Genomic DNA, 25,551 nt, shown 5'->3' with positions numbered 1-25,551 from the left:
ATGAAAAAAGCGCTTCTGGTGGTCAGTTTTGGCACCAGCTATCACGACACCTGTGAAAAAAACATTGTGGCGTGCGAACGTGATCTGGCGGCGTCCTGTCCCGATCGCGACCTGTTTCGCGCCTTCACTTCCGGAATGATCATTCGCAAGCTTCGCCAGCGTGACGGTATCGACATCGATACGCCATTACAGGCTTTGCAAAAGCTTGCCGCACAGGGATATCAGGACGTGGCGATTCAGTCGTTGCACATTATTAACGGCGACGAATATGAAAAAATTGTCCGTGAAGTACAAACCTTGCGTCCGTTATTCACTCGCCTGACGCTGGGCGTGCCGCTGCTGAGCAGCCATAACGATTATGTGCAGCTAATGCAGGCGTTGCGACAACAGATGCCATCGCTCAGACAAACGGAGAAAGTCGTTTTTATGGGCCACGGCGCCAGCCATCACGCATTCGCAGCTTATGCCTGCCTCGATCATATGATGACCGCGCAGCGCTTTCCGGCGCGCGTCGGCGCCGTAGAAAGCTACCCGGAGGTCGACATCCTGATCGACAGCCTGCGTGACGAAGGCGTCACCGGCGTACATTTGATGCCATTAATGCTGGTAGCGGGCGATCACGCCATTAATGATATGGCTTCAGACGACGGCGACTCATGGAAAATGCGCTTTAACGCGGCGGGAATTCCGGCGACGCCGTGGCTGAGCGGGCTGGGAGAAAACCCGGCTATCCGGGCGATGTTTGTCGCGCATTTGCACCAGGCGCTGAACATGGCGGTAGAGGAGGCGGCATGAACGGTAAATTATACGCATTAAGTACCGGGCCAGGCGCACCCGACCTGATAACCGTCCGCGCAGCGCGGATTCTTGGCTCGCTGGACATTCTGTATGCGCCCGCCGGTCGTAAGGGGGGCGATAGTCTGGCGCTGTCGATTGTGCGCGACTATCTCGGCGAGCAGACGGAAGTACGTTGTTGCCATTTCCCTATGAGCGCTGATGGCGCCGAGAAAGAAGCGGTCTGGAACGAGGTTGTCGCCGCGCTTACCGCAGAGGTGGAAGCGGGTAAACAGGTCGGTTTTATTACCCTGGGCGATGCGATGCTATTCAGTACCTGGATTTTTTTACTCCAGCGAATCGGCTGCCCGGAGTGGCTGGAGATTGTCCCCGGCGTCACGTCCTTCGCCGCGATAGCCGCCCGCGCGAAAATGCCGCTCGCCATAGAACGGCAATCGTTGGCGGTTATTTCTTGTACCGCGCCGGAAGCGGAAATAGCCCAGGCGCTACAACAGCATGATAGCCTGGTGTTGATGAAAGTGTATGGCCGATTCGCCCGTATTAAAGCGTTGCTGGCGCAGGCTGGCCTGCTGGAGTGCGCCTTAATGATGTCCGAGGCCACGCTGCCCGGCGAGCAGTGCTGGCGCCATCTCCACGAGGTCAACGATGATCGACCGTTGCCCTATTTTTCGACCATTCTGGTCAATAAACAGTGGGAGTATGCAGAATGAAACTTGAACAGCAGCTTAGACAGTTGTCTTTCAGTGGACTGGCTGCAGCGCTATTGCTGATGGTTGTCCCGCAACAGGCGTTTGCGATGCATATCATGGAGGGTTTTTTACCGCCAGTGTGGGCGCTGGCCTGGTGGTTACTGTTTTTACCCTGCTTGTGGTATGGGCTGGTGCGCTTACGGCGTATTGTGCAGGAGGATAATCATCAGAAGGTACTGCTGGCGCTGTGCGGCGCGTTTATTTTTGTCCTGTCCGCGCTCAAAATTCCGTCGGTAACGGGGAGTTGTTCACATCCGACCGGCGTTGGTCTGGCGGTTATTTTGTTCGGGCCCGGGGTGGTGGCGATTCTCGGCGCGGTTGTGCTGTTGTTTCAGGCGCTATTGCTGGCGCACGGCGGCCTGACGACGCTTGGCGCAAATGGAATGTCGATGGCGGTGATTGGCCCGGTTGTCGGTTATCTGGTGTGGAAAATGGCCTGCCGTGCCGGACGGCGCCGCGATGTCGCCGTTTTTCTGTGCGCGATGCTGGCGGATTTGGCGACCTATTTTGTGACTTCAGTCCAGCTTGGCGTTGCGTTTCCCGATCCCCATGCCGGAGCGACAGGGTCTGTTGTGAAGTTTATGGGGATTTTCTGCCTCACACAGATTCCTGTCGCCATTGCCGAAGGTTTATTAACCGTCATGATTTATGATCAGTTAACCAAACGGCAAGTGATTACCGTACAAGGACATTAAAATGAAAAAAACGTTGATGTTGTTAGCGATGGTGGTGGCGCTGGTGATTCTGCCGTTTTTTATTAACCATGGCGGTGAATATGGCGGTTCAGACGGCGAAGCGGAAAGCCAGATTCAGGCTATTGCGCCGCAGTATAAACCCTGGTTTCAGCCGTTATATGAACCCGCCAGCGGTGAAATTGAAAGCCTGCTGTTTACCCTTCAGGGCTCTCTTGGCGCGGCGGTGATTTTTTATATCCTGGGGTATTGCAAAGGTAAACAACGCCGTGATGACCGGGCTTGATCGACTCAGCTATCAAAGCCGCTGGGCACACGTTGCGCCGCAGCGCAAGTTTTTGCTGTGGCTGGCGATGATGATACTGGCGTTTGCTCTGCCGCCTGTAGGGCAGGGCATTGAGCTGCTGATCATTGCCGGATTGAGCTGTTGGCTATTGCGCATATCCCTCTGGCGCTGGTGTCGATGGATGGCGATACCTTTTGGATTTTTGTTGGTCGGCGTGATAACGATTATCTTCAGCATCAGCCGCGAGCCGCAAATGCTGCTGGCTGGCATATCTGTCGGGCCATACTGGATCGGGATTACCCGTGCGGGCGTGGTTACGGCGAATGAAACGTTCTGGCGTAGCCTGACGGCGCTGTCCGCGACGTTGTGGCTGGTGATGAACCTACCGTTTCCGCAGTTAATTAGCTTGCTTAAGCGCGCGCATATTCCACGCCTGCTTACCGAGCAAATCCTGTTAACGTGGCGTTTTCTCTTTATTCTTCTGGATGAGGCGGCGGCAATTCGTCGCGCGCAAACGCTGCGTTTTGGTTATTGCAGCCTGCCGAACGGCTATCGATCTCTGGCAATGCTGACTGGACTCCTGTTTACGCGGGTGTTAATGCGTTATCAGCAAATGACCACCACGCTGGATATCAAACTGTATCAGGGTGATTTTCACCTGTAAGGACTATTATGCTTGCCACTTCAGACCTGTGGTTTCGTTATCAGGATGAGCCGGTACTTAAAGGGTTAAATCTGGATTTTTCGCTTTCGCCTGTTACCGGTTTGGTGGGTGCGAACGGCTGTGGGAAGTCTACGCTTTTTATGAACCTGAGCGGCCTGTTGCGTCCGCAAAAAGGGGCCGTGTTGTGGCAGGGAAAACCGCTGGATTACAGCAAGCGCGGACTACTGGCGCTGCGCCAGCAAGTTGCGACGGTTTTTCAGGACCCTGAACAGCAGATTTTTTATACTGATATCGAGAGCGATATTGCGTTTAGTTTACGTAATTTGGGGGTGCCGGAGGCGGAAATCACGCGCCGCGTCGACGAGGCGCTAACGCTGGTTGACGCCCAACATTTTCGCCATCAGCCCATTCAGTGTTTGAGTCATGGGCAAAAAAAACGTGTGGCTATCGCCGGAGCGCTGGTGCTACAGGCGCGCTATCTATTGCTGGATGAACCCACTGCTGGTCTCGATCCCGCAGGGCGCACTCAGATGCTTGCTATCATCAGGCGGATTGTGGCGCAGGGCAATCATGTCATTATCTCCAGCCATGATATCGATCTTATTTATGAAATTAGCGATGCCGTATACGTGTTACGTCAGGGCCAGGTCCTGACGCATGGCGCGCCTGGCGAGGTTTTCGCGTGTACGGAAGCGATGGAACAAGCGGGGCTAACCCAGCCCTGGCTGGTCAAACTTCATACCCAACTGGGACTGCCGCTGTGTAAAACAGAAACGGAGTTTTTTCATCGAATGCAAAAGTGCGCATTCAGGGAGGCGTCATGACACAGGCAGTTATGTTGCAGGGGACGGCATCCGACGTCGGCAAAAGTGTGCTGGCGGCGGGTTTATGCCGCATTTTTTATCAGGATGGTCTGCGTACCGCGCCGTTTAAATCGCAAAATATGGCGCTTAATTCTGGTATTACGCCGGATGGCAAAGAGATGGGGCGGGCGCAGATTTTTCAGGCGGAAGCCGCGGGGATCACGCCAGATGTGCGTATGAATCCGGTGCTGCTCAAACCGACCAGCGATCGCCAGGCGCAGGTCGTGCTGATGGGGAAAGTGGCGACCAATATGGATGCGGTTAGTTACCATGACTATAAACCGCGTTTGCGTGAGCAAATCCTTGCGGTCTATAACAGCCTGGCGCAGGAATATGACGTTATTGTGCTGGAAGGCGCCGGAAGCCCGGCGGAAATCAATCTGCGCGATCGTGATATCGTCAATATGGGAATGGCGGAAATGGCCCAGTGTCCGGTTATTCTGGTGGCGGATATCGACCGGGGCGGCGTATTCGCCGCTATTTATGGCACGCTGGCGCTGTTGCATAAACAGGAGCGTGACAGAGTAAAGGGCGTCATTATCAACAAATTCCGCGGCGACGTGGCACTACTCTATTCCGGTATCGAACAAATCGAATCGCTTACCGGCGTCCCGGTCCTGGGCGTGATGCCGTGGCTGGATGTGGATCTGGAAGATGAGGATGGCGTCGCGCTGCAAAACGATAAATATCGCGGTAACGCCCCCCGTGATATCACTATTGCCATTGTGCAACTGCCACATATTTCTAACTTTACGGATTTTAACGCTCTGGCGGCGCAGCCGGATGTGCGCATACGCTATATTCGCCGCCCGGAAGCATTGACTGACGTTGATCTGGTGATCCTGCCGGGCAGTAAGAATACGCTGAGCGACCTCGCCTGGCTGCGCGAAAGCGGGATGGCGGATGCGGTATTGCAGACACATCGGCAGGGCGTGCCGGTGATGGGAATTTGCGGCGGCTACCAGATGCTGGGCGACACCATTGTGGATGAGGTGGAGTCGGGGCTGGGTACGCAGCCGGGCCTGGGGCTGCTTAATACGATCACTCGCTTTGCACAGGATAAAACCACGACGCAGGTTAACGCGACAATGTCAGACGAGCTGCCCGGCTGGCTGGCTGCCGCAGCGGGGCTACCGGTACGCGGTTATGAAATTCACATGGGGGAAACGGTGCTGCAGGAAGGATGCTGTACGGCCATGACGTTACAGAAAAATGGATGCTCTGTGGCGGATGGCGCGGTCACCGCCGACGGACTGGCGTTTGGCACTTACCTTCACGGCCTGTTTGACAGCGATGCGTTTACCCGTGCGGTGGTCAATGGGTTACGGGCACGAAAAGGGCTTGCGCCGTGGGAAACGACTTTTTGTTATGCGGAGCATAAAGCGCGGCAATTTGATCTGCTGGCGGAAGCGATGCGGCAACATATTGATATTGATAAAATTTATACCATCATGCAACAACATCAGGAGCCGGTATGATGATTCTGGTAACGGGCGGGGCGCGTAGTGGTAAAAGCCGTCATGCTGAAACCTTAATTGGCGATGCGTCGCAGGTACTGTATATCGCCACCTCGCAGATTCTTGATGACGAGATGGCGGCGAGAATTCAGCATCATAAAGATGACAGGCCGGCACACTGGCGGACCGCAGAATGCTGGCGGCATCTTGATACGTTGATTACCGCGGATCTTGCCCCTGACGACGCGATTTTACTGGAATGTATTACCACCATGGTGACGAATCTGCTGTTTGCGCTGGGAGGAGAAAACGATCCCGAACAGTGGGATTACGCGGCGATGGAGCGCGCCATTGACGATGAAATTCAGATTTTAATTGCAGCCTGCCAGCGCTGCCCGGCGAAAGTGGTACTGGTGACAAATGAGGTGGGAATGGGGATCGTCCCGGAAAATCGTTTGGCGCGCCATTTTCGTGATATTGCCGGTCGGGTCAACCAACGACTGGCGGCAGCGGCGGATGAGGTCTGGCTGGTGGTCTCAGGTATTGGAGTCAAAATTAAATGAGTAAGCTGTTTTGGGCCATGCTCGCTTTTATTAGCCGCTTGCCCGTGCCATCACGCTGGTCGCAGGGACTGGATTTCGAGCAGTATTCGCGTGGGATCGTGATGTTTCCCTTTATCGGGTTGATTCTGGGGGGCGTAAGCGGCCTGATTTTCATCCTCCTGCAATCCTGGTGCGGTATTCCGCTAGCGGCGTTGTTCTGTATTCTGGCGCTGGCGCTGCTGACCGGTGGTTTTCACCTGGATGGGCTGGCCGATACCTGTGATGGCATTTTTTCCGCGCGCCGCCGTGAGCGAATGCTGGAGATTATGCGCGATAGTCGTCTGGGAACCCATGGCGGGCTGGCGCTTATTTTTGTGCTACTGGCAAAAATTCTGGTGGTCAGCGAACTGGCGTTACGTGGAACGCCAATGTTGGCGGCGCTGGCGGCGGCCTGTGCGGCTGGGCGTGGCAGCGCCGTTTTATTGATGTACCGTCATCGCTACGCCCGTGACGAGGGGCTCGGCAATGTATTTATCGGTAAAGTCAGCGGACGGCAAACCTGCATTACTCTGGGATTGGCGGTAATCGTCGCCACGGTATTACTGCCTGGTATGCAAGGACTGGCCGCAATGGTGGTCACACTCGCGGCGATTTTCATCCTTGGCCAGTTGCTTAAACGTACGCTTGGCGGTCAAACCGGCGATACGCTGGGCGCGGCGATCGAACTTGGCGAACTGATCTTTCTGCTGGCTCTGTTATGAGCCGATTATTACGGACGAGACATCTTATGCAGACACTACACGCTTTACTCCGTGACATTCCTGCGCCGGACGCCGAGGCGATGGCGCGTGCGCAGCAACATATTGACGGCCTGCTCAAACCGCCGGGCAGCCTGGGCAGACTGGAAGCCTTAGCCGTTCAGCTCGCGGGAATGCCGGGGCTTAACGGTACGCCGCAGGTAGGTGAAAAGGCGATGCTGGTGATGTGCGCCGACCATGGCGTCTGGGATGAAGGCGTAGCGGTTTCGCCCAAAATCGTGACGGCGATTCAGGCGGCGAATATGACGCGGGGAACAACCGGCGTATGCGTGCTTGCCGCTCAGGCCGGTGCGAAGGTGCATGTCATTGATGTTGGTATTGATGCTGAACCTATTCCTGGCGTAGTTGATATGCGCGTCGCGCGCGGCTGCGGAAATATTGCCGTTGGCCCGGCGATGAGTCGCTCGCAGGCTGAGGCGCTTTTGCTGGAGGTTTCCCGCTACACCTGCGACCTGGCGCAACGCGGCGTGACCTTATTTGGCGTAGGGGAGCTGGGAATGGCGAACACCACGCCAGCCGCCGCGATGGTCAGCGTTTTTACAGGAAGTGATGCAAAAGAGGTGGTGGGGATTGGCGCGAATCTTCCGCCTTCCCGCATCGATAATAAAGTGGACGTCGTGCGGCGGGCGATTGCGATTAATCAGCCCAATCCGCGCGATGGCATTGATGTGTTGTCGAAGGTGGGTGGTTTCGATCTGGTCGGGATGACCGGCGTGATGCTTGGTGCGGCAAGGTGTGGCTTACCCGTATTGCTGGATGGCTTTCTTTCCTACTCGGCAGCGCTGGCGGCCTGTCAGATTGCGCCTGCGGTGAGACCTTATCTGATCCCGTCGCACTTTTCGGCGGAAAAGGGTGCCCGCATCGCGCTCGCGCATTTGTCTATGGAACCCTATTTGCATATGGCGATGCGGTTAGGTGAAGGAAGCGGCGCGGCGCTGGCGATGCCGATCGTGGAAGCCGCGTGCGCCATGTTCCACAACATGGGGGAGTTGGCGGCCAGTAATATTGTCCTGCCGGAGGGGAACGCAAACGCAACATAACCCGGGCGCACAACACCAGCCGTGTGAGAAAAAAGCTATACTTAACGCACACCTGCCGCGACAAAGGAAGGGATATAATGCGTCGTACCACACCTTTTTTTCCGTTTTTCGTCTTGTTGGTAAGCCATTTCTCGCTGGCTATAAGCTATCCGTTGCCGCCCGAAGGCAGTCGTCTGGTAGGACAGCCTGTCACAATCGCTGTACCGCAGAACAATACTCAGCCCTTAGAGTCATTTGCCGCCCGCTACGGTCAGGGACTGAGTAATATGCTTGAAGCGAATCCCGGCGTGGATGTGTTTTTACCTCAGTCTGGTTCCACACTGGTAGTGCCGCAGCAGTTGATTCTGCCTGACACCGTTCGTGAAGGTATTGTGGTAAACGTCGCCGAGATGCGCCTTTATTATTATCCCGCAGGCACGAATACGGTTGAGGTGCTACCCATTGGTATTGGTCAGGCTGGCCGTGAAACGCCGCGCAACTGGGTAACTGCGGTTGAACGCAAACAAGATGGCCCGGTTTGGGTGCCAACGGCTAATACGCGTCGGGAATATGCTAAAGAGGGAAAAACGCTGCCCGCGATGGTGCCTGCGGGGCCGGATAACCCTATGGGGCTATACGCAATATATATCGGCAGGTTATATGCCATCCATGGCACTAACGCTAACTTTGGCATTGGCCTTCGCGTCAGTCAGGGCTGTATCCGTTTACGCAATGACGATATTAAATATTTATTCGACCATGTTCCTGTAGGAACCCGCGTTCAGATTATCGACAGGCCCGTTAAATTTTCGGTAGAGCCGGATGGCAGTCGTTGGCTGGAGGTACACGAACCGCTTTCTCGCAACCGTGCTGAATTTGAGTCAGACAAAAAAGTTCCATTGCCCGTTACGCCAGTGCTGCGCACGTTTATCAAAGGGGCTGACGTTGATACTTCGCGGGTTAATGAGGTGCTGGAGCGCCGTTCCGGAATGCCGGTCAACATTAGCGCGGGCAGGTCTGGCCTTTAAATATCCTGCCACATTGCTGGTTTTCATGGGCTGGAGTATCTGTATTAGTAGTGAGTGTCATGGCAGGGGCTTCATTTTCTCAACGAACCGTGAGGCCCCCGATTAAGTCCCCAAAAACTATGGGTGTCAAAAAACCCGGCAAACCTTATCAGGTCAACCGGGTAAAGATAAGTTCTTGTTTTTTAAACGTCTCCGGACTCACCAGGATGTCCCGAAACTAAAATCTGGCTCCTCTGACTGGACTCGAACCAGTGACATACGGATTAACAGTCCGCCGTTCTACCGACTGAACTACAGAGGAATCGTGTGGGGTCGTATATTAGCGGCGGAAAAATTTTTGTCAAACCCCATTTAACCCCTTACAGATTCGATTGCGGGTTATCTCATCACTTTGTTGCATTTGCAGACATTTTTTCTGCAAAAAGCTTTGCAGCCTTACGATTTCTCGCTCATTATTGAAATGTGGTTTCAACTCTCTTCTTTAAGGTCCATTTTGAACGTCTCCACTGCCTTACGCCAGGTTGTCGTCCGTACGCCCTGGTATGCCAAACGCAAGAGTTACAAGGTGTTGTTCTGGCGTGAAATCACCCCACTTGCTATCCCCATTTTTCTGGAAAATACCTGTGTTTTGCTAATGGGCGTGCTCAGTACTTTTCTCGTCAGTTGGCTGGGCAAGGAAGCAATGGCGGGCGTGGGGCTTGCCGACAGTTTTAATATGGTAATTATGGCTTTTTTTGCGGCTATCGATCTTGGTACTACGGTGGTGGTCGCCTTTAGCCTCGGCAAGCGCGACAGGCGACGGGCAAGGGCGGCGGCGCGCCAGTCGCTGGTGATTATGACGCTATTTGCTGTTGTGCTGGCAGTGGTCATTCATTATTTCGGCAGTGAAATTATTAATATTGTCGCAGGCGAGGCGACGCCAGAAGTAAAGGGGCTGGCGTTAACGTACCTTGAACTGACGGTGCTGAGTTATCCGGCTGCGGCAATTGCGCTAATCGGTAGCGGCGCGCTGCGTGGGGCAGGGAATACGAAAATCCCGTTGATGATTAACGGCGGGATGAACATTCTCAATATTATCATCAGCAGCATCCTGATTTACGGGGCTTTCTCCTGGCAAGGGCTGGGTTTTGCCGGCGCGGGGCTGGGATTAACCATTTCGCGCTACATCGGCGCGGTAGCGATTATTTGGGTGCTGATGATTGGTTTTAATCCGGCGCTGCGCATTCCGCTGAAAAGCTATCTGAAGCCGCTGAATTTCGGCATTATCTGGGAAGTGATGGGTATCGGTATTCCGGCGAGCATTGAGTCAGTGCTGTTCAACGGTGGCAAGCTACTGACACAAATGTTTGTCGCCGGAATGGGCACTAACGTTATTGCGGGTAACTTTATTGCCTTTTCCGTGGCGGCGCTTATCAACCTGCCGGGTAACGCCCTTGGTTCGGCGTCGACTATTATCACTGGTAAGCGTCTTGGTACCGGGCAAATTGGTCAGGCAGAGCGTCAACTGCGCCATGTATTCTGGATGTCAACTATCGTACTTACGGCAATTGCCTGGGGGACAGCGCCGTTCGCGGGTCTGTTTGCCTCATTTTATACCCAGGAGCAGGACGTAAAAGAGGTAGTGAAAGTTCTGCTCTGGCTTAATGCCGCCTTTATGCCAATTTGGGCGGCCGCGTGGGTGTTGCCGTCGGGTTTTAAAGGCGCGCGCGATGTGCGATTTGCGATGTGGGTATCGATGCTGGGGATGTGGGGCTGTCGCGTTGTGGCAGGGTATACGCTTGGTATTGTGCTGGGTATGGGGGTTGTAGGGGTTTGGCTGGGGATGTTTCTTGACTGGGCCGTGCGCGGCGCACTGTTTTACTGGCGTCTGGTAAGCGGGCGCTGGCTGTGGAGATACCCGCGCGTAAAGAGGGAGTAAGCGCTTTTTGCTGTGAAAATCATCAGGAAACGGTGAATTTTAACCGAAGTGTGGAATAAAACAGCAAACGAACTTTTTTTGTGAAAACAGGCTTTGACAAGCCAGGGGCACCTCGTTAATATTCGCCCCGTTCACACGATTCCTCTGTAGTTCAGTCGGTAGAACGGCGGACTGTTAATCCGTATGTCACTGGTTCGAGTCCAGTCAGAGGAGCCAGATTTTAGTTTCGGGACATCCTGGTGAGTCCGGAGACGTTTAAAAAACAAGAAATTATCTTTACCCGGTTGACCTGAGAAGGTTTGCCGGGTTTTTTGACATCCATAGTTTCTTGAGGGCTTAATCGGAGGCTTCACGGTTCGTTGGAAAAATGGAGCCCCCGCCGATGGCATTAACCGATACCGCTATCCGCAAGATCAAACCCGTATCAGTATGCTGACATATAGATGTGTTCGGTTCAAACGGAGCGATCACACAAGCTTGCCAGGTGATGCCCCTGGTGGGAATCGCGACTGTCTCTTTCATCTGATTTCAGATATTTTCCGTGATCTTGATCCGTTCTTTCCCAAAAGATTGATTTCTTTCATTCGAAACAAGGCTGTACAATAAGCAAACCAAAATAGCAGCTATAGAGTTTCTAATGGATACAGTAGAAGAACTAAATGGAACATACTTCTATGCAGGAAAATCCAATCTGAATGCTGCCGAACTTCTGTTTATGATTCTTTGTGAGAATACCGCAAGCCAGTTTGGGATTGGTGTTGCAGATTTCGGGGCCGTTGTTGCTCTGGTATCAGGTCGCAATAATCTCTGGACAAGGGCGAAACCCGCTGGAGCGACTAAAGGCACATCATACGCGTCCAGGACTGCACGTGCAGTGTTTAAAAAGTCAAAATTTCCCTTTGGAATATCCCTTCCGACATGGTTAGGGCGGTTACACCCCGTGGACAGCCAGACGTGTTATGGTTCGTAACATTGCGCCGTTTGTTGGACGTTCCATTCCTTTGATCGGGGAAATTATCCTTGCCGCAGATGTGTCACAAATAACATATCGCACTATACGCGACTACAATACCATTGCTCGGGGCAATGATAAGTTATGGTAGACAATATTGAACAGCAAGTTTACGAGCTTGTACGGCCTTATGTTGGCACATATCTGTTCAACATTAAGCAAGTGGAATTAACACCAGAGATTGACCTTGATACTGATCTGAGCATTGATGAACTTGAAGCCGAAGATCTCATGAATAAATTCTTCGAGAAACTCAATGTCGAGCGAGGTAACTTCAGAATAGAAACCTATTTTCCTAATCACCCTTTTTCATGGCATCCGTTCAAGAAAACGGAGCCTGTACCCGTCCCAGATTTCACTATCAGCATGCTGATCGAGTCAGCAAAAGCCGGGAAATGGTTATATGACTAATTGTAATGAACTTAACAAATGGCTGTACCAGTACCCTTCTTTTTGAGCGATGATGGTGGCGCTAAGATAGTTCTCTTTTCTTTTTAAAGGGTTCATGTTTACTGCCGCCGCCCTTACGCTAACCCTTTTAGTTTCTTCCTTTGCTGTCATACTATCGAATGACGTGCCTCACCTGTGAACGCTAAGGAGAATAATATGGAAAATAAAGGCACAAACCTGACGCCCGAGCAGGCGCTGGATCGCCTGGAGGAGCTGTACGAGCAGTCGGTTAACGCGCTCCGTGAAGCCATCGCTGACTATGTTGATAACGGCACGCTGCCCGATCCCCATGCCAGGCTTAACGGACTGTTTGTTTATCCTTCGCTGTCTGTAAGCTGGGATGGCGCGACACCGAACCCGCCTAAAACACGCGCTTTTGGACGCTTTACTCATCCCGGCTGTTATACCACTACCGTTACGCGGCCTGCGCTATTTCGCGCTTATCTTCTGGAACAGCTTAACCTCGTTTATCATGATTATGGCGCGCATATTGCGGTGGAGGCCTCGCACCATGAGATCCCGTATCCTTACGTGATTGACGGCTCAGCTCTGACGCTGGATCGTTCTATGAGCGCCGGGCTAACGCGCCATTTTCCTACCACAGAACTGGCGCAGATTGGCGATGAGACGGCAGACGGTCTGTTCCACCCCGGCGAATTCTATCCGTTATCGCACTTCGACGCGCGTCGTGTTGACTTCTCGTTGGCCCGGTTACGGCACTATACCGGTACGCCGGTTGAACATTTTCAGCCCTTCGTTTTGTTTACCAACTACACCCGCTATGTCGATGAGTTTGTGCGCTGGGGATGCAGCCAAATTCTTGATCCTGACAGCCCCTATATCGCGCTTTCCTGTGCCGGCGGAATTTGGATCACGGCAGAAACGGAAGCGCCGGAAGAGGCTATTTCCGATCTGGCCTGGAAGAAGCATCAGATGCCCGCCTGGCACCTGGTAACGGCAGATGGGCAGGGGATTACGCTGGTAAATATTGGTGTCGGCCCTTCAAATGCTAAAACGATTTGCGACCATTTGGCCGTGTTGCGGCCTGACGTCTGGCTTATGATTGGGCACTGTGGAGGGTTACGAGAAAGTCAGGCGATTGGCGATTATGTGCTGGCCCATGCCTACTTACGCGATGATCATGTGCTGGATGCTGTTCTGCCGCCTGATATTCCTATTCCAAGCATTGCGGAAGTACAGCGTGCGCTGTACGACGCTACCAAAGCGGTTAGCGGAATGCCCGGCGAAGAGGTGAAACAGCGACTGCGCACGGGAACAGTCGTCACCACGGATGATCGTAACTGGGAGCTTCGTTATTCCGCATCGGCGCTGCGATTCAACCTTAGCCGCGCGGTTGCGATTGATATGGAGAGCGCGACGATTGCAGCCCAGGGCTATCGCTTTCGTGTGCCTTACGGCACGTTGCTTTGTGTTTCTGACAAACCTTTACACGGTGAAATTAAACTGCCCGGGCAGGCAAACCGGTTTTATGAGGGGGCTATTTCAGAACATTTGCAAATTGGTATTCGTGCTATTGATTTGCTACGCGCAGAAGGTGATCGTTTGCACTCACGTAAATTACGCACGTTTAATGAGCCACCGTTTCGCTAACGAAATGAGCTGTCGCCTGCTGTTGGACAGGAGCGGAAGAGGCGTATTTATATGATATGGAAAGTGGCTGAATGAAGCCTTAGCGGGAGGCGATTCCGCATCCCGCTAAGGCCTTATTGTGCCGCGAGCTTCATCACCATCGCCGGAGACCTGTCGCCGATAATCACGTCTACGCCAGGAAACGCGCCGGAAGGCGAAAACATTGCGCCACACTTCACGCTCCTTGAGCGCCTGACCCACAAGCCCGGATTGACAAGTAGATACAGATCGTGTGAATCGGTCAGTTTAAAGGGGTTATCAAAAGGCTTGATACTGCGGATTTTCGTGTCGGACAGGAATATAGGGTGGTCACGCCATTATCGAACTGAAATGGCCCCAAATCAGACCACCAATTTCGCCGGATACGCAGGAAAAACCAGACACACATCGGGAAAGATTTTCACGCTAACTTATTGAAACCTAACTGAATAGTGACTTATAAGTACGCCTGAAAACAGGAATTTGGCTCCTCTGACTGGACTCGAACCAGTGACATACGGATTAACAGTCCGCCGTTCTACCGACTGAACTACAGAGGAATCGTGTGAACGGGGCGCATAGTAACGATGTGTGATCGGCTTGTCAAAGGGGGAAATAAGATTGCGCGTTTGTTTGCTGACAAAAACAACAAAGCGTTGAAGTTTTGATCTAATCCCTGCTTTGCCCCAGCATGGCGCAACTTTGTCTGTAATTACACAAGTCAAATTTTCCTGAAGGATTTTTTCATCAGCCTGTTTTTTTGCGTTCGGGTCAATCCCTTGAGCCAGCTACCTTTTAGCCTCGTCACGGCATTATCTGGCATCGGCAAGCGATACAGCAGGGTAAACCCCAATGGAAAACACCTCCTGATTGCCATAATAGCGGTAGCCCAACTGCCAGTATTTCGAACCGATAGAGGCCAAACCCGTCAGTGAGCTTGACAGCCTTTTCCGCTGGTCTGGCATTTTTTACTTTAGTATCAGTAAGTGACATGACGGTTCCCTCCGCGTGCTGGTAAAACGTAAATCGAACCAGCTTTACCAGCAAAAGGGTATGGCTTCGAATGATTTTTAGTGAACGAGGGTGAACCTGAAAAAGGGGATAATCAGTTGATATAAATGCAGAAAGCAGACGTCAGTGAACGTCTGCTTCCCTAAATTTGGCTCCTCTGACTGGACTCGAACCAGTGACATACGGATTAACAGTCCGCCGTTCTACCGACTGAACTACAGAGGAATTGTTTCAACGAGGCGCATAATACTGGGCCCGCTATAACGTGTCAACAGTAAAATTAACGCGCCAATTCAATTGGTTAATTAACCCACAAAGTGAGGAATTAATGTTCGGATTCCTCGCCGTAGTCGCCTTCGGCAGCGTTTACCCGTAAGCGCTGAGAAGGATCCTGGCGATAGAACTGGCAAAAACGCTGCCATAGCGCCGGGAAACGTGGAGCAAACAGTTCTGGCGCGCTGAAAAAATACTCTGACAACACGGCAAAACATTCTGCAGGGTCGGTGGCGGCATAGGCATCTATACTGGCAGCGCTTTCGCCAACAAGATCGATTTCATCCTGAATATTATTCATTGCCGCGTGGAGATCGTGTTCCCAGCCAGCCACATCGCGCAACGGGATGAAAGGGATGCCGCTGGCGCGATCGCCATTACGCATATCCAGTTTGTGCGCGACTTCATGAATAATGAGGTTGAAACCTGAAGCATCGAACGAGTCCTGGATATCCAGCCAGTTCAGAATGATGGGCCCTTGTTGCCAGCTTTGTCCCGACTGTACGACACGCTGGCTGTGCACCAGACCTATGTCATCTTCCCATTCATCATCTACCACAAAGGGCGCGGGATAAATGAGCACTTCATGAAAACCATCAAGCCACTCAATACCGAGCTCCAGGATCGGTAAGCAAAAAATTAACGCAATACGTGCACTTTTTAACGAGTCGAGCTCAAATCCCTGTAGCGCTACCAGTCTTTTCTGCTGCAAAAAACGTTCGGCTAGCGCAATAAGCCGAGCCTGTTCTTGCGCGGTGAGGTTTACCAGAAGAGGTATAGCCAGCGCATCATCCCACGGCCAGTCTTCGTTCTGGGTTATTTCTTGTGCTTTCCAGGGCCACTTAATCATCGTTTTGCTCGTAAACTCGTCACTTGAACAAAATTACCCGAATAGGGTCTGTTAAAATGCCAAATTACCTGGCATCATTGCAATATACGGAGAGATGCCGGAGCGGCTGAACGGACCGGTCTCGAAAACCGGAGTAGGGGCAACTCTACCGGGGGTTCAAATCCCCCTCTCTCCGCCACAATTCAAACACTTAGCTCGTCTTCTTTCAGCGATCAGTCTCACACTTAGAATACACTTAGAATATTACGTGAAAAACGTATCGCCATCTTGTGCTTTTTCTGCCAGAAGAGGGGGCCAGGGATAGTGTTATTTTTACTTTTCGATCATAAGTCAACTCCTGGTTTTCTGCCCCCGCTCTTTCGCCGTACCCCATCTGGATTAATATTGATGTCACTAGCGGCGATTTAACGCCGTCGTCCTCGGTAATCGTCGCACCCGGCCTGTTGCCCGAAATGTTCCCCTGTAGACATGGGCGCAGGGCGAAAGATTAATTGCTGTCAGGGAAACGCGCTGGCGCGTGGCGATAACTTACGCTGCGGGGCTGTCGACGCTGTACAGAAAATGTGGCCTCCAGACTGGCTTAAATATGCACACATGACAATACAACCGGAAAATTTACAAAACCCATAATTTGAACTGAGAGAGAAACTTACAAACGAAGCGACGAAGATTTAAACAGCCGTAGTGACTCCGGTATCTTGCGCGCATGTTTAAATAATACTACTGTATATAAAAACAGTATTCGAGGTATGGATTATGGAATTTTTCAGACCTACAGAGTTGCGCGAAATTATTCCTCTCCCATTTTTCAGTTACTTAGTGCCGTGTGGATTCCCCAGCCCCGCAGCGGACTACATTGAGCAGCGTATCGATCTTAATGAGTTGCTCGTTTCTCATCCCAGCTCAACATATTTTGTCAAAGCCACGGGTGATTCAATGATTGAAGCAGGCATCAGCGACGGCGACCTGCTGGTGGTGGATAGCTCACGGAACGCTGACCACGGTGACATTGTAATTGCGGCAATTGAAGGAGAGTTCACCGTAAAACGGTTGCAGTTGCGCCCGACAGTGCAGCTAATCCCCATGAACGGCGCCTATCGACCTATACCTGTCGGCAGTGAAGACACGCTCGACATATTCGGGGTGGTGACCTTTATCATTAAAGCGGTCAGTTGATTATGTTCGCGCTCTGCGATGTTAATAGCTTTTACGCCTCCTGCGAAACGGTCTTTCGTCCTGATTTATGTGGCCGACCGGTGGTGGTGTTATCAAACAATGATGGCTGCGTTATCGCGTGTAGCGCCGAGGCGAAACAGCTTGGTATCGCACCAGGTGAGCCATTCTTCAAACAGAAAGAACGCTTCCGGCGATCCGGTGTTGTTTGCTTCAGCAGTAATTACGAGCTTTACGCTGATATGTCGAACCGGGTAATGACCACACTCGAGGAGATGGCGCCGCGGGTAGAAATTTACAGCATTGATGAGGCTTTTTGTGATCTGACGGGAGTACGAAACTGCCGGGATCTGACAGATTTCGGGCGCGAGATAAGAGCGACGGTCCTGAAGCGCACGCACCTGACTGTCGGTGTAGGCATTGCCCAGACGAAAACCCTTGCCAAGCTGGCTAATCATGCTGCGAAAAAGTGGCAGCGCCAGACCGGCGGGGTGGTTGACCTGTCGAACATCGATCGCCAGCGTCGGCTGCTGGCCCTGATACCCGTAGAGGATGTCTGGGGTGTCGGCAGGCGTATCAGTAAGAAGCTCAATGCCCTGGGCATCAAGACTGCTCTCGATCTCTCTGAACAAAGTACCTGGATCATCAGGAAACACTTCAATGTCGTGCTGGAGCGTACCGTGAGAGAGCTTCGCGGAGAGCCATGTCTGGAGCTTGAAGAGTTTGCGCCGGCAAAGCAGGAAATCGTTTGTAGCCGCTCTTTCGGCGAGCGGGTCACAGACTATGAGGAAATGCGCCAGGCTATTTACAGCTACGCTGCGCGCGCGGCAGAAAAACTCCGCGGCGAGCACCAGTACTGCCGTTTCATCTCAACATTCGTCAAAACATCCCCCTTTGCCCTGAACGAGCCCTACTACGGTAACAGCGCCGCGGTGACGCTTCTCACCCCCACGCAGGATTCACGCGACATTATCAATGCGGCTGTGAAATGCCTGGATAAAATCTGGCGCGACGGCCATCGCTACCAGAAAGCGGGGGTGATGCTGGGTGACTTCTTCAGTCAGGGCGTAGCGCAACTCAACCTTTTCGACGATAACGCGCCGCGCGCCGGTAGTGCGAAGTTGATGGAAGTACTGGACCATCTTAACGCAAAAGACGGGAAGGGGACACTGTACTTCGCCGGGCAGGGGATGTCGCAACAGTGGGCTATGAAGCGAGAAATGCTTTCGCCTCGGTACACCACAAGATACTCTGATCTACTGCGTGTTAAGTAACTTGTGCGATCAATGCATGAGATAGTTGCCAAATCATCCCCGTTCTCTAACCGGTTTTGGTCGCACGAGATCACAGGAACCTCTCACGATGATGCGCATGTATTCTGGTTTACGACATCAGAAAATGTGGCGCGTTTATTGCCAGGTAGGCGTTGTGAGACGTAACTTATTTACGCCTGGTTTCAGCCGTAGCGACGGGCATGGATAAAAAGAGTATGGCAATCAGCGTGATAATGCTAAAAAACAATTAATATTTTTTTAACAAAACTAAAGCTTGCTATGTTCAGTTAACCATGCGTTAATGGTTGTGCGGTTTGATACAAACTTATCTGAAGTAGTGATTGTAATATTTCTCATCATTTGTACCTCTTGAGATCTCCTTTAGGTTTTTTCTCTCTGATAATTTTCTTCAGGCCATTTTGCCCAAGGGCTCATTCAAAAGGTAACAATATTATGACGACGAAAATCACTGGTTTAGTAAAATGGTTTAACCCTGAAAAGGGCTTTGGTTTCATTACGCCTAAAGATGGCAGCAAAGATGTGTTTGTGCATTTTTCCGCCATTCAAAGTAATGAATTCCGCACTCTGAATGAAAATCAGGAAGTGGAGTTTTCAGTAGAGCAGGGACCAAAAGGTCCATCAGCGGTCAACGTTGTGGCGCTTTAAGGTATCTGATATTACTAATAAAATTCACTTCCGGTGTCCATGTTGCCATGGTTCACAATACAGAACATCGACATTTGATGTTACTGAGCAAAACCCATTTGGCGCGAAATGTATTTTTTGTAAGTCAACCATGATCACTTTTGATAATGTTGGATTATACATTCGCTCAGGACAGGTTCCGCCAGATTTTAGAAAATAATTCATATCAGCTCCGTACAGGAGCTTTTTTTATGCCCGGATGATTATCATCTATAGACGCTGGAATCCATCATCTATAGTGGCATTTTCCTTTCCCCAAAAGTGTTATTTCTCTTGCAGACAGCGCCTGAAAAGAGCGAAATTGTCCTCATCTATCCGATGAAACCAGGTCACCTGTCTTTGCGCCGTTATCCGTTATTTAATTCTTGCCCTATAATAACAAGCCCGCGCTAAGCACGGGCTTGAATAACATAAAGCGTCTTAGAACTGGTAGACCAGACCAATACCTACGATATCATCGGTTGCAATACCGTTGTTTGCGTAGAAGTCATCATCTTCGTCCAGCAGGTTGATTTTATAATCAACGTAGGTGGACATATTTTTGTTGAAGTAGTAAGTCATACCGACGTCAACATATTTAACCAGATCTTTGTCGGTGTAACGATAGTTACCATGGCTATCCATATCCTGGCCGCCTAAATCTTTGCCCTTAGACTGCAAGTAGGCGATGGACGGACGCAGACCGAAATCGAACTGATACTGTGCAACCACTTCAAAGTTCTGGGTTTTGTTAGCGATACCGCCGCCACCCAACTTACCGTCTGCAGAGTGATAGTCGCTGTCTCCATAAGAGGTCATATTGCGGGTTTCAGAGTACATCGCCGCCAGGTATACGTTATAGGCGTCATATTTGACACCTACGGTCCAGGCTTCGGCAGTTTCACCGCCGGCATCATTGTTGCCATAGTAACGATGACCATCACCATATCCATTACCTACTTGGGCATCGGTACGGTCAGAACTTGAATAAGCAGCCCCCAGGCTCAACCCGAAGTCAAAATCATAAGAGGTAGAGATGCCGAAACCGTCACCGTTTTCTTTATCTATACCGCGGCTAGTTCCATTACCGGAGCCTTCCTGGCCAAATCCGTTATTGCCACTTTCGTTATTACCCTGGTATTGCAGCGCGAAGTTCCAGCCTTCCACCAGGCCGAAGAAGTCGGTGTTACGATAGGTGGCCAGGCCGTTAGCACGCTGAAGCATATATACATCTGTCTGGGTGTAAGAGTCGCCGCCGAATTCCGGCAGCACATCGGTCCAGGCTTCAACGTCGTAGATAACACCATAGTTACGGCCATAATCGAAAGAGCCGTACTCGCCGAATTTCAAACCGGCAAAGCCCAGACGAGTCCAGGACGTATCCCTGTTACCTTCAGTGCCACTCGCCTGCATGTTGTATTCCCACTGACCATAGCCGGTCAGCATATCGTTGATTTGCGTCTCACCCTTAAAGCCAATACGGGCGTAGGACTTATCGCCGTCGTCGCCTGCATTGTCAGAGAAGTAACGCAGACCATCAACTTTGCCGTACAGGTCGAGTTTGTTGCCATTTTTATTATAAACTTCAGCCGCATTTGCTGCGCCTGCCACTAATAACGCCGGGACAAGCAGTGCCAGAACTTTTCTGTTCATTATGTATTCCCTTATGATAATAATTTATATGAATATGTAGCCACTTCAACAAAACTACAAATTGATACTATTCTATGAAGTTCATGGAATTTAAAAAATAACATGTAACAAAGGTATTTAAAATATTTCAATTTGTTTCTATTTGGTTTTTTATAATACAGACTATATAAGTAACTAAGAATATATATTCTATAATTATCATTTTTTATCAATGGGTTATGTGTTTTGATTTGATGGTTGTTGGTGTGAATATAATTTGTTTTTTATATGTATTTGATGCTTTGATTATGAAAAAACATAAAAAAAACCGGCATAAATGCCGGTAATGTGGGTAATGATAAAATAAATGATAAAAGGCTAATAACCGAATCATTCTGACACTTAATGCTAATAAAATAAAACGCTATCGCGGTGCGTAAAAATAAGTTGTTCTGGTTATGGGTTATTCTGCATCAGAGTGCGATTCAATCACCATTCCCTTATTTAACAGCAGGTTCAGCGCCAGGCGTAACATTAACTGAGAATAAACTATTTGTGGAATGAATAACCAAAACAGGTGGATAAGGTATTCTATGGTCGAAATGTGACTAATGTCACATTATAATGTAATTAATGTCATATGACTTACATCACAAAAGCGGAGTAAAGTTTGAGTACCAGGGAGGACAACGCCACCCGTAGCATGGGTGGCAAATTAGCGTTATGGGTTTTTTATACCTTTTGCGGCTACTTCATCTGGGCGATGGCGCGTTGCGTGTGGCTGATGTCCGCCATACAAACCGAGCCGGTTCTCGGCCCAATCAGCACTCCTGGCAGCGCAACGGAAAAATGGCTTAACGCGCTTTCGCTGGGCGTCGTCTGGCTTATTCTGGGGAGTATTGCCTGGTATACCCGGCCTCGCAAAAACAGGGCTTATCCCGCCGACACTAAGCCAGAAACGCGCAAGTAAGCAGGGATGTAAAGTGGTGGCGGATATGTCAGGATAGCGAACCCTGTGCTCAGGCATGTAATAAAAATGGTCTGCTATAAAGAGAGGGCGTATGGACTCAGGATACTGGCAATCGCAGTTTGAAGACTGGCTACGTCACCACCATCAGGAACAGGATGCCGCCCATGACATCTTCCATTTTCGTCGTGTTTGGGCAACCGCGCAAACGCTGGGGGAAAACAGTCCTGTCGACTGGCTGGTGGTGCTATCGGCATGTTATTTCCATGACATCGTCAGCCTGGCGAAAAATCATCCGCAGCAGCATCGTTCTTCCATTCTGGCGGCGGCAGAAACCCGGCGTATTTTTCTGCGGGATTTTCCTGACTTTCCGGCAGAAAAACTGGCGGGCATTTGTCATGCTATCGAAGCGCATAGTTTCAGCGCAAAAATTGCGCCCACCACGCCAGAGGCAAAAATCGTGCAGGATGCAGACAGGCTGGAGGCGTTGGGCGCCATTGGTCTGGCGCGGGTCTTCGCGGTCTCCGGCGCGCTGGGCGTCGCGCTGTTTGATGCCGACGATCCCTTTGCCGACAGACGGCCTCTTAACGATAAGCAATTCGCGCTCGACCATTTTCAAACCAAACTGCTGAAACCGCCGCTGACGATGCAGACCGAACGGGGCAAGTACCTGGCGCAGCGTAATGCGGATTTTCTGGTGTCGTACATGGCGAAACTGAGCGCTGAGCTGAAAGGCGACTATGAAACACGGGATGAGGCGGTCATCCAGATGTTTGCTACGCATCAGTAACCCCTGCCGCTGAAACGTAAACCGCGTCATTTTATGTTAGTCTGTCGGCAATTATTTTTGGCCGGTTAAATGTATGCAGGAAAATATTTCAGTAACACACGCCCGGAACCTCATCGCCGACGACGCCGGAAGCGAGATCCAGGCGATGCTGAGTCAATTGCTGGAAATCTACGATGTTAAAACGCTGGTGGCGCACCTTAACGGCCTGGGCGAGCAGCACTGGAGCCCGGCCATCTTCAAGCGCGTAATGATGAACGCGGCATGGCATCGCTTGAGCGACAATGAACTCACCTGTCTTAAAACAGGGTTGCCGACGCCGCCAGCGCATCATCCGCATTACGCCTTTCGTTTTATCGATCTCTTCGCGGGCATCGGCGGCATTCGCCGCGGATTTGAAGCGATAGGCGGACAGTGCGTGTTTACCAGCGAATGGAATAAGCACGCGGTACGGACATATAAAGCGAACTATTTTTGCGATCCGCTGCAACATCGCTTTAATGAAGATATCCGCGATATCACGTTGAGCCACCGGGAAGGGGTCAGCGATGATGAGGCGGCGGAACACATTCGCCAGTATATTCCGCAACATGATGTCCTGCTGGCGGGCTTTCCCTGTCAGCCATTTTCTCTGGCGGGCGTTTCCAAGAAAAATGCGCTGGGCCGCGCCCACGGCTTTGCCTGCGAGACTCAGGGGACGTTATTTTTTGATGTCGTAAGAATTATCGACGCTCGCCGCCCCGCGCTGTTTGTGCTGGAAAACGTGAAAAACCTTAAAAGTCACGACCAGGGCAACACCTTCCGCATTATTATGCAAACGCTCGATGAACTGGGATATGACGTGGCGGATGCCGCTGACAATGGCCCGGACGATCCGAAAATTATCGACGGGCAGCACTTTCTTCCTCAGCATCGGGAACGTATTGTGTTAGTGGGATTCCGTCGCGATTTAAACCTGAAAACCGATTTTACGTTACGCAATATCGCCCGCTGTTATCCACCGCGCCGTCCGACGCTGGCAGAACTGCTGGAGCCCGTCGTCGAAGCCAAATATATCCTGACGCCGGTGCTGTGGAAATATTTATATCGCTACGCGAAAAAGCACCAGGCGCGGGGAAACGGTTTTGGCTATGGCATGGTTTATCCTGACAATCCGGAAAGTGTGGCGCGCACGTTATCTGCTCGCTACTACAAAGATGGTGCCGAAATTCTGATCGATCGTGGTTGGGATATGGCGAAAGGCGAAGTGAATTTCGACGATGCTGGCAACCAACAACATCGTCCCCGCCGACTCACGCCGAGAGAGTGCGCGCGTTTAATGGGATTTGAGGCGCCGCAAACGTACCAGTTCAGGATACCTGTCTCGGATACGCAGGCCTATCGCCAGTTTGGCAATTCCGTGGTGGTGCCGGTATTTGCCGCGGTAGCAAAGCTGCTGGAACCCAAAATTCACCAGGCGGTGACGCTGCGTCAGAGAGAGACGGTAGATGGCGGACGTTCACGATAAAGCCACGCGCAGTAAAAATATGCGCGCGATAGCGACCCGCGATACGGCTATTGAAAAACGTCTTGCCGGCCTGCTAAGCGCGCAGGGGATTACGTTTCATACTCAGGACGCGACATTACCAGGCAAGCCGGACTTTGTGGTGAATGACTATGATTGTGTGATTTTTACTCACGGCTGCTTTTGGCATCATCACCACTGTTATCTGTTCAAAGTACCGGCCACGCGAACGGCTTTCTGGCTGGAAAAAATCGGTAAGAACGTTGAGCGCGATGAGCGCGATATTCAGCGTTTACAGGCGCTTGGCTGGCGGGTACTGATCGTCTGGGAGTGCGCCTTGCGCGGGCGAGCGAAATTGAGCGACGCGGCGTTGGCGGAGCGCCTGGAAGAGTGGATCTGCGGCGGCGGCGCCAGCGCGCAGATCGACACCCAGGGGATTCATCTACTGGCGTGAATCTTCCGTTTTACACGGCGTGACCACCGCCTTGACAGGAAACAGGTACTTACCCAGAGTCACCAGCACTACGGCAAACACAATCACACCCAGCGCGGCCCATTCAACGGGCGATAACCTCTCGCCGCCCAGGCCAGTGCCAAGCAACACGGCGACAACCGGATTCACGTAGGCGTAGCTGGTCGCCAGCGCCGGACTGACGTTGCGAATCAGGTACATATAGGCATTAATGGCGATAATAGAACCGAACAACGCCAGGTAGCCGACGGCCATAAACCCCGATAAGCCAGGCAGCGTGGCGAGCTTTTCGCCGGAAAGAAACGCCGCGCAAAGCAATACCACGCCCGCCGCCAACATTTCAATCGCGCCCGCCATCATGCCCACAGGGAGGGCGATGCGCGAGCCGTAAACGGAACCAAATGCCCAGCTCATCGAACCTATCAGGATCAAAATCGCGCCCCACGGATTGCCGCTTAAATTGCCGCCGCTGTTCAGCAGAATAATCCCGGCAAGTCCAATGGCAATCCCCACCCATTCTAATTTGCGCGTTTTAATACCAAAAAAGTAGCTAAAGCACAGCGTAAATAGCGGGACAGTGGCGACCACGACGGCAGCAATGCCTGATGGCACGTTTTGATGCTCCGCCACCGTCACCAGACCGTTACCCACCGCCAGCAGCAGTAGACCAATCAGCGCGGCGTTGATGGTCTGGCGCAGCGGCGGAAGTTTTTCGCCGCGCAGCAGCAAAAACGCCATGAGCAACATCCCCGCCGAGAGAAAACGTACGCCTGCCATCATCAGCGGCGGCCAGCTTTCAACGCCTATGCGGATAACAAAATAGGTAGACCCCCAAATGATGTACAAGGCAAAAAGCGCGCCAAAAAGAGGTAATAACTGCCGGAAACGCATAATCACTCACGGTGAAATAAAAAGGGTGGATATAGTAAACGTCAAAATTATTATGCTGGCGAGCATTATAATTGTCCTTTTGGAATAAAAAGGCGTTGACCCGCGCCGCCG

26 protein-coding genes, 5 tRNA genes and 2 pseudogenes are annotated in these 25,551 nt (G+C 51.6%); 25 read left to right on the top strand and 8 right to left on the bottom strand.

The window, feature by feature from the left end; all coding sequences use genetic code 11:
• The 11 genes from cbiK (at position 1) to ldtA (ending at position 8,913) form a co-directional block, all read left to right on the top strand.
• On the top strand, positions 1–795 hold the full coding sequence (gene cbiK / locus NA389_RS02820) for a sirohydrochlorin cobaltochelatase (protein WP_000709792.1): 795 nt from the start codon (positions 1–3) through the stop codon (positions 793–795).
• Positions 792–1,505, top strand: coding sequence for a cobalt-factor II C(20)-methyltransferase (locus tag NA389_RS02815; protein WP_001013563.1), 714 nt, complete (start codon positions 792–794; stop codon positions 1,503–1,505). Before cbiK ends, NA389_RS02815 begins: the two co-directional genes overlap by 4 nt.
• Positions 1,502–2,239 (top strand): cobalt ECF transporter S component CbiM, encoded by a 738-nt coding sequence (gene cbiM / locus NA389_RS02810; protein WP_000764338.1) that lies wholly within the window; start codon positions 1,502–1,504, stop codon positions 2,237–2,239. Before NA389_RS02815 ends, cbiM begins: the two co-directional genes overlap by 4 nt.
• Position 2,240: 1 nt before the next feature.
• Entirely contained in the window at positions 2,241–2,522 is a 282-nt protein-coding gene (locus NA389_RS02805) for an energy-coupling factor ABC transporter substrate-binding protein (RefSeq protein WP_000753212.1), read from the top strand.
• Positions 2,509–3,186, top strand: coding sequence for an energy-coupling factor ABC transporter transmembrane protein (locus NA389_RS02800; protein WP_000147126.1), 678 nt, complete (start codon positions 2,509–2,511; stop codon positions 3,184–3,186). The genes NA389_RS02805 and NA389_RS02800 overlap by 14 nt, the downstream gene beginning before the upstream one ends.
• Before the next feature lie 8 nt (positions 3,187–3,194).
• Positions 3,195–4,010 carry an energy-coupling factor ABC transporter ATP-binding protein gene (locus NA389_RS02795; RefSeq protein WP_000881547.1) on the top strand — a complete coding sequence of 272 codons (816 nt, stop codon included), beginning with the start codon at positions 3,195–3,197 and terminating at the stop codon, positions 4,008–4,010.
• On the top strand, positions 4,007–5,527 hold the full coding sequence (locus NA389_RS02790) for a cobyric acid synthase (protein ID WP_000189660.1): 1,521 nt from the start codon (positions 4,007–4,009) through the stop codon (positions 5,525–5,527). Before NA389_RS02795 ends, NA389_RS02790 begins: the two co-directional genes overlap by 4 nt.
• Positions 5,524–6,069, top strand: coding sequence for a bifunctional adenosylcobinamide kinase/adenosylcobinamide-phosphate guanylyltransferase (gene cobU, locus NA389_RS02785; protein WP_000973196.1), 546 nt, complete (start codon positions 5,524–5,526; stop codon positions 6,067–6,069). The genes NA389_RS02790 and cobU overlap by 4 nt, the downstream gene beginning before the upstream one ends.
• The gene (cobS, locus tag NA389_RS02780; RefSeq protein WP_000040002.1) at positions 6,066–6,809 is read left to right on the top strand and encodes an adenosylcobinamide-GDP ribazoletransferase; all 744 of its coding nucleotides are present in this window, start codon (positions 6,066–6,068) and stop codon (positions 6,807–6,809) included. Before cobU ends, cobS begins: the two co-directional genes overlap by 4 nt.
• Before the next feature lie 26 nt (positions 6,810–6,835).
• Entirely contained in the window at positions 6,836–7,906 is a 1,071-nt protein-coding gene (cobT, locus tag NA389_RS02775) for a nicotinate-nucleotide--dimethylbenzimidazole phosphoribosyltransferase (protein ID WP_001193968.1), read from the top strand.
• A gap of 77 nt (positions 7,907–7,983) precedes the next feature.
• Positions 7,984–8,913 carry a L,D-transpeptidase gene (gene ldtA, locus NA389_RS02770; RefSeq protein ID WP_001255047.1) on the top strand — a complete coding sequence of 310 codons (930 nt, stop codon included), beginning with the start codon at positions 7,984–7,986 and terminating at the stop codon, positions 8,911–8,913.
• 225 nt (positions 8,914–9,138) lie between these two features.
• Here ldtA and NA389_RS02765 read toward each other — a convergent pair.
• Positions 9,139–9,214, bottom strand: a tRNA-Asn gene (locus NA389_RS02765).
• A 159-nt stretch (positions 9,215–9,373) separates the two neighbouring features.
• Here NA389_RS02765 and NA389_RS02760 point away from each other — a divergent pair.
• The 4 genes and pseudogenes from NA389_RS02760 (at position 9,374) to NA389_RS02745 (ending at position 12,254) form a co-directional block, all read left to right on the top strand.
• Positions 9,374–10,831, top strand: a complete 1,458-nt coding sequence (locus tag NA389_RS02760) for an EmmdR/YeeO family multidrug/toxin efflux MATE transporter (protein WP_001542574.1) — start codon at positions 9,374–9,376, stop codon at positions 10,829–10,831.
• Positions 10,832–10,971: 140 nt separating this feature from the next.
• Positions 10,972–11,047, top strand: a tRNA-Asn gene (locus NA389_RS02755).
• Positions 11,048–11,468: 421 nt separating this feature from the next.
• Positions 11,469–11,934, top strand: a pseudogene (locus tag NA389_RS02750) (STM2901 family protein).
• A complete protein-coding gene (locus NA389_RS02745; protein WP_000228161.1) occupies positions 11,928–12,254 on the top strand; it encodes a DUF1493 family protein in 327 nt (108 codons plus the stop codon). Before NA389_RS02750 ends, NA389_RS02745 begins: the two are co-directional and overlap by 7 nt.
• Here NA389_RS02745 and NA389_RS02740 read toward each other — a convergent pair.
• The gene (locus NA389_RS02740) at positions 12,243–12,404 is read right to left on the bottom strand and encodes a hypothetical protein (RefSeq protein WP_001531298.1); all 162 of its coding nucleotides are present in this window, start codon (positions 12,402–12,404) and stop codon (positions 12,243–12,245) included. The two genes, NA389_RS02745 and NA389_RS02740, sit on opposite strands and share 12 nt — an antisense overlap.
• A gap of 45 nt (positions 12,405–12,449) precedes the next feature.
• Between NA389_RS02740 and NA389_RS02735 the strand changes: the two genes are divergently transcribed.
• Complete coding sequence (locus NA389_RS02735; protein ID WP_000428191.1) at positions 12,450–13,904, top strand: AMP nucleosidase; 1,455 nt, start codon at positions 12,450–12,452, stop codon at positions 13,902–13,904.
• Positions 13,905–14,406: 502 nt separating this feature from the next.
• On the opposite strand, the gene NA389_RS02730 is transcribed toward NA389_RS02735, so the two are convergent.
• The 4 genes and pseudogenes from NA389_RS02730 to mtfA all read right to left on the bottom strand — a co-directional run bounded on the left by NA389_RS02730 (position 14,407) and on the right by mtfA (position 16,056).
• Positions 14,407–14,482, bottom strand: a tRNA-Asn gene (locus NA389_RS02730).
• A gap of 168 nt (positions 14,483–14,650) precedes the next feature.
• Positions 14,651–14,915, bottom strand: a pseudogene (locus NA389_RS02725) (Arm DNA-binding domain-containing protein); the annotation flags it as partial.
• 167 nt (positions 14,916–15,082) lie between these two features.
• Positions 15,083–15,158, bottom strand: a tRNA-Asn gene (locus NA389_RS02720).
• A gap of 100 nt (positions 15,159–15,258) precedes the next feature.
• Complete coding sequence (gene mtfA, locus NA389_RS02715) at positions 15,259–16,056, bottom strand: DgsA anti-repressor MtfA (protein ID WP_000598918.1); 798 nt, start codon at positions 16,054–16,056, stop codon at positions 15,259–15,261.
• A gap of 88 nt (positions 16,057–16,144) precedes the next feature.
• Here mtfA and NA389_RS02710 point away from each other — a divergent pair.
• The 5 genes from NA389_RS02710 (at position 16,145) to ymcF (ending at position 19,368) form a co-directional block, all read left to right on the top strand.
• Positions 16,145–16,234: transfer RNA gene (locus NA389_RS02710), tRNA-Ser, on the top strand.
• Between the two features lie 578 nt (positions 16,235–16,812).
• Positions 16,813–17,232, top strand: coding sequence for a translesion error-prone DNA polymerase V autoproteolytic subunit (locus NA389_RS02705; protein WP_000394197.1), 420 nt, complete (start codon positions 16,813–16,815; stop codon positions 17,230–17,232).
• A 2-nt stretch (positions 17,233–17,234) separates the two neighbouring features.
• Positions 17,235–18,503, top strand: coding sequence for a Y-family DNA polymerase (locus NA389_RS02700; RefSeq protein WP_000457656.1), 1,269 nt, complete (start codon positions 17,235–17,237; stop codon positions 18,501–18,503).
• A gap of 453 nt (positions 18,504–18,956) precedes the next feature.
• Complete coding sequence (gene cspE / locus NA389_RS02695) at positions 18,957–19,169, top strand: transcription antiterminator/RNA stability regulator CspE (protein WP_000208509.1); 213 nt, start codon at positions 18,957–18,959, stop codon at positions 19,167–19,169.
• A gap of 10 nt (positions 19,170–19,179) precedes the next feature.
• Positions 19,180–19,368 carry a cold shock small protein YmcF gene (gene ymcF, locus NA389_RS02690; protein ID WP_024131109.1) on the top strand — a complete coding sequence of 63 codons (189 nt, stop codon included), beginning with the start codon at positions 19,180–19,182 and terminating at the stop codon, positions 19,366–19,368.
• Between the two features lie 260 nt (positions 19,369–19,628).
• Here the strand turns inward: ymcF and ompC are convergent, their stop codons facing one another.
• Positions 19,629–20,840: a porin OmpC gene (gene ompC / locus NA389_RS02685; RefSeq protein ID WP_001080678.1), complete on the bottom strand. Its 1,212-nt coding sequence runs from the start codon at positions 20,838–20,840 to the stop codon at positions 19,629–19,631.
• Positions 20,841–21,489: 649 nt separating this feature from the next.
• On the opposite strand from ompC, the gene drpB reads away from it, so the two are divergent.
• The 4 genes from drpB (at position 21,490) to NA389_RS02665 (ending at position 24,531) form a co-directional block, all read left to right on the top strand.
• Positions 21,490–21,789 carry a cell division protein DrpB gene (drpB, locus tag NA389_RS02680; protein WP_000107430.1) on the top strand — a complete coding sequence of 100 codons (300 nt, stop codon included), beginning with the start codon at positions 21,490–21,492 and terminating at the stop codon, positions 21,787–21,789.
• A gap of 91 nt (positions 21,790–21,880) precedes the next feature.
• On the top strand, positions 21,881–22,576 hold the full coding sequence (locus tag NA389_RS02675; protein WP_000377035.1) for a phosphohydrolase: 696 nt from the start codon (positions 21,881–21,883) through the stop codon (positions 22,574–22,576).
• A gap of 73 nt (positions 22,577–22,649) precedes the next feature.
• Complete coding sequence (locus NA389_RS02670) at positions 22,650–24,080, top strand: DNA cytosine methyltransferase (protein WP_001157306.1); 1,431 nt, start codon at positions 22,650–22,652, stop codon at positions 24,078–24,080.
• Positions 24,061–24,531 (top strand): very short patch repair endonuclease, encoded by a 471-nt coding sequence (locus NA389_RS02665; protein ID WP_000785978.1) that lies wholly within the window; start codon positions 24,061–24,063, stop codon positions 24,529–24,531. Before NA389_RS02670 ends, NA389_RS02665 begins: the two co-directional genes overlap by 20 nt.
• On the opposite strand, the gene yedA is transcribed toward NA389_RS02665, so the two are convergent.
• On the bottom strand, positions 24,520–25,440 hold the full coding sequence (gene yedA, locus NA389_RS02660) for a drug/metabolite exporter YedA (protein ID WP_001212264.1): 921 nt from the start codon (positions 25,438–25,440) through the stop codon (positions 24,520–24,522). The genes NA389_RS02665 and yedA overlap by 12 nt on opposite strands.
• Between the last annotated feature and the right edge of the window lie 111 nt (positions 25,441–25,551).

This window comes from Salmonella sp. NW645 (assembly GCF_051703725.1).
Lineage (GTDB): Bacteria > Pseudomonadota > Gammaproteobacteria > Enterobacterales > Enterobacteriaceae > Salmonella > Salmonella enterica.
This window is presented reverse-complemented; position numbering and strand designations above follow the sequence as displayed.

What these genes read in the sequence shown, in the direction of transcription:
- cbiK (WP_000709792.1), top strand. Translation starts at nt 1, where the DNA reads ATGAAAAAAGCGCTTCTGGTGGTCAGTTTTGGCACCAGCTATCACGAC.
- NA389_RS02815 (WP_001013563.1), top strand. Translation starts at nt 792, where the DNA reads ATGAACGGTAAATTATACGCATTAAGTACCGGGCCAGGCGCACCCGAC.
- cbiM (WP_000764338.1), top strand. Translation starts at nt 1,502, where the DNA reads ATGAAACTTGAACAGCAGCTTAGACAGTTGTCTTTCAGTGGACTGGCT.
- NA389_RS02805 (WP_000753212.1), top strand. Translation starts at nt 2,241, where the DNA reads ATGAAAAAAACGTTGATGTTGTTAGCGATGGTGGTGGCGCTGGTGATT.
- NA389_RS02800 (WP_000147126.1), top strand. Translation starts at nt 2,509, where the DNA reads ATGACCGGGCTTGATCGACTCAGCTATCAAAGCCGCTGGGCACACGTT.
- NA389_RS02795 (WP_000881547.1), top strand. Translation starts at nt 3,195, where the DNA reads ATGCTTGCCACTTCAGACCTGTGGTTTCGTTATCAGGATGAGCCGGTA.
- NA389_RS02790 (WP_000189660.1), top strand. Translation starts at nt 4,007, where the DNA reads ATGACACAGGCAGTTATGTTGCAGGGGACGGCATCCGACGTCGGCAAA.
- cobU (WP_000973196.1), top strand. Translation starts at nt 5,524, where the DNA reads ATGATGATTCTGGTAACGGGCGGGGCGCGTAGTGGTAAAAGCCGTCAT.
- cobS (WP_000040002.1), top strand. Translation starts at nt 6,066, where the DNA reads ATGAGTAAGCTGTTTTGGGCCATGCTCGCTTTTATTAGCCGCTTGCCC.
- cobT (WP_001193968.1), top strand. Translation starts at nt 6,836, where the DNA reads ATGCAGACACTACACGCTTTACTCCGTGACATTCCTGCGCCGGACGCC.
- ldtA (WP_001255047.1), top strand. Translation starts at nt 7,984, where the DNA reads ATGCGTCGTACCACACCTTTTTTTCCGTTTTTCGTCTTGTTGGTAAGC.
- NA389_RS02760 (WP_001542574.1), top strand. Translation starts at nt 9,374, where the DNA reads ATGTGGTTTCAACTCTCTTCTTTAAGGTCCATTTTGAACGTCTCCACT.
- NA389_RS02745 (WP_000228161.1), top strand. Translation starts at nt 11,928, where the DNA reads ATGGTAGACAATATTGAACAGCAAGTTTACGAGCTTGTACGGCCTTAT.
- NA389_RS02740 (WP_001531298.1), bottom strand. Translation starts at nt 12,404, where the DNA reads ATGACAGCAAAGGAAGAAACTAAAAGGGTTAGCGTAAGGGCGGCGGCA.
- NA389_RS02735 (WP_000428191.1), top strand. Translation starts at nt 12,450, where the DNA reads ATGGAAAATAAAGGCACAAACCTGACGCCCGAGCAGGCGCTGGATCGC.
- mtfA (WP_000598918.1), bottom strand. Translation starts at nt 16,056, where the DNA reads ATGATTAAGTGGCCCTGGAAAGCACAAGAAATAACCCAGAACGAAGAC.
- NA389_RS02705 (WP_000394197.1), top strand. Translation starts at nt 16,813, where the DNA reads ATGGAATTTTTCAGACCTACAGAGTTGCGCGAAATTATTCCTCTCCCA.
- NA389_RS02700 (WP_000457656.1), top strand. Translation starts at nt 17,235, where the DNA reads ATGTTCGCGCTCTGCGATGTTAATAGCTTTTACGCCTCCTGCGAAACG.
- cspE (WP_000208509.1), top strand. Translation starts at nt 18,957, where the DNA reads ATGACGACGAAAATCACTGGTTTAGTAAAATGGTTTAACCCTGAAAAG.
- ompC (WP_001080678.1), bottom strand. Translation starts at nt 20,840, where the DNA reads ATGAACAGAAAAGTTCTGGCACTGCTTGTCCCGGCGTTATTAGTGGCA.
- NA389_RS02675 (WP_000377035.1), top strand. Translation starts at nt 21,881, where the DNA reads ATGGACTCAGGATACTGGCAATCGCAGTTTGAAGACTGGCTACGTCAC.
- NA389_RS02670 (WP_001157306.1), top strand. Translation starts at nt 22,650, where the DNA reads ATGCAGGAAAATATTTCAGTAACACACGCCCGGAACCTCATCGCCGAC.
- NA389_RS02665 (WP_000785978.1), top strand. Translation starts at nt 24,061, where the DNA reads ATGGCGGACGTTCACGATAAAGCCACGCGCAGTAAAAATATGCGCGCG.
- yedA (WP_001212264.1), bottom strand. Translation starts at nt 25,440, where the DNA reads ATGCGTTTCCGGCAGTTATTACCTCTTTTTGGCGCGCTTTTTGCCTTG.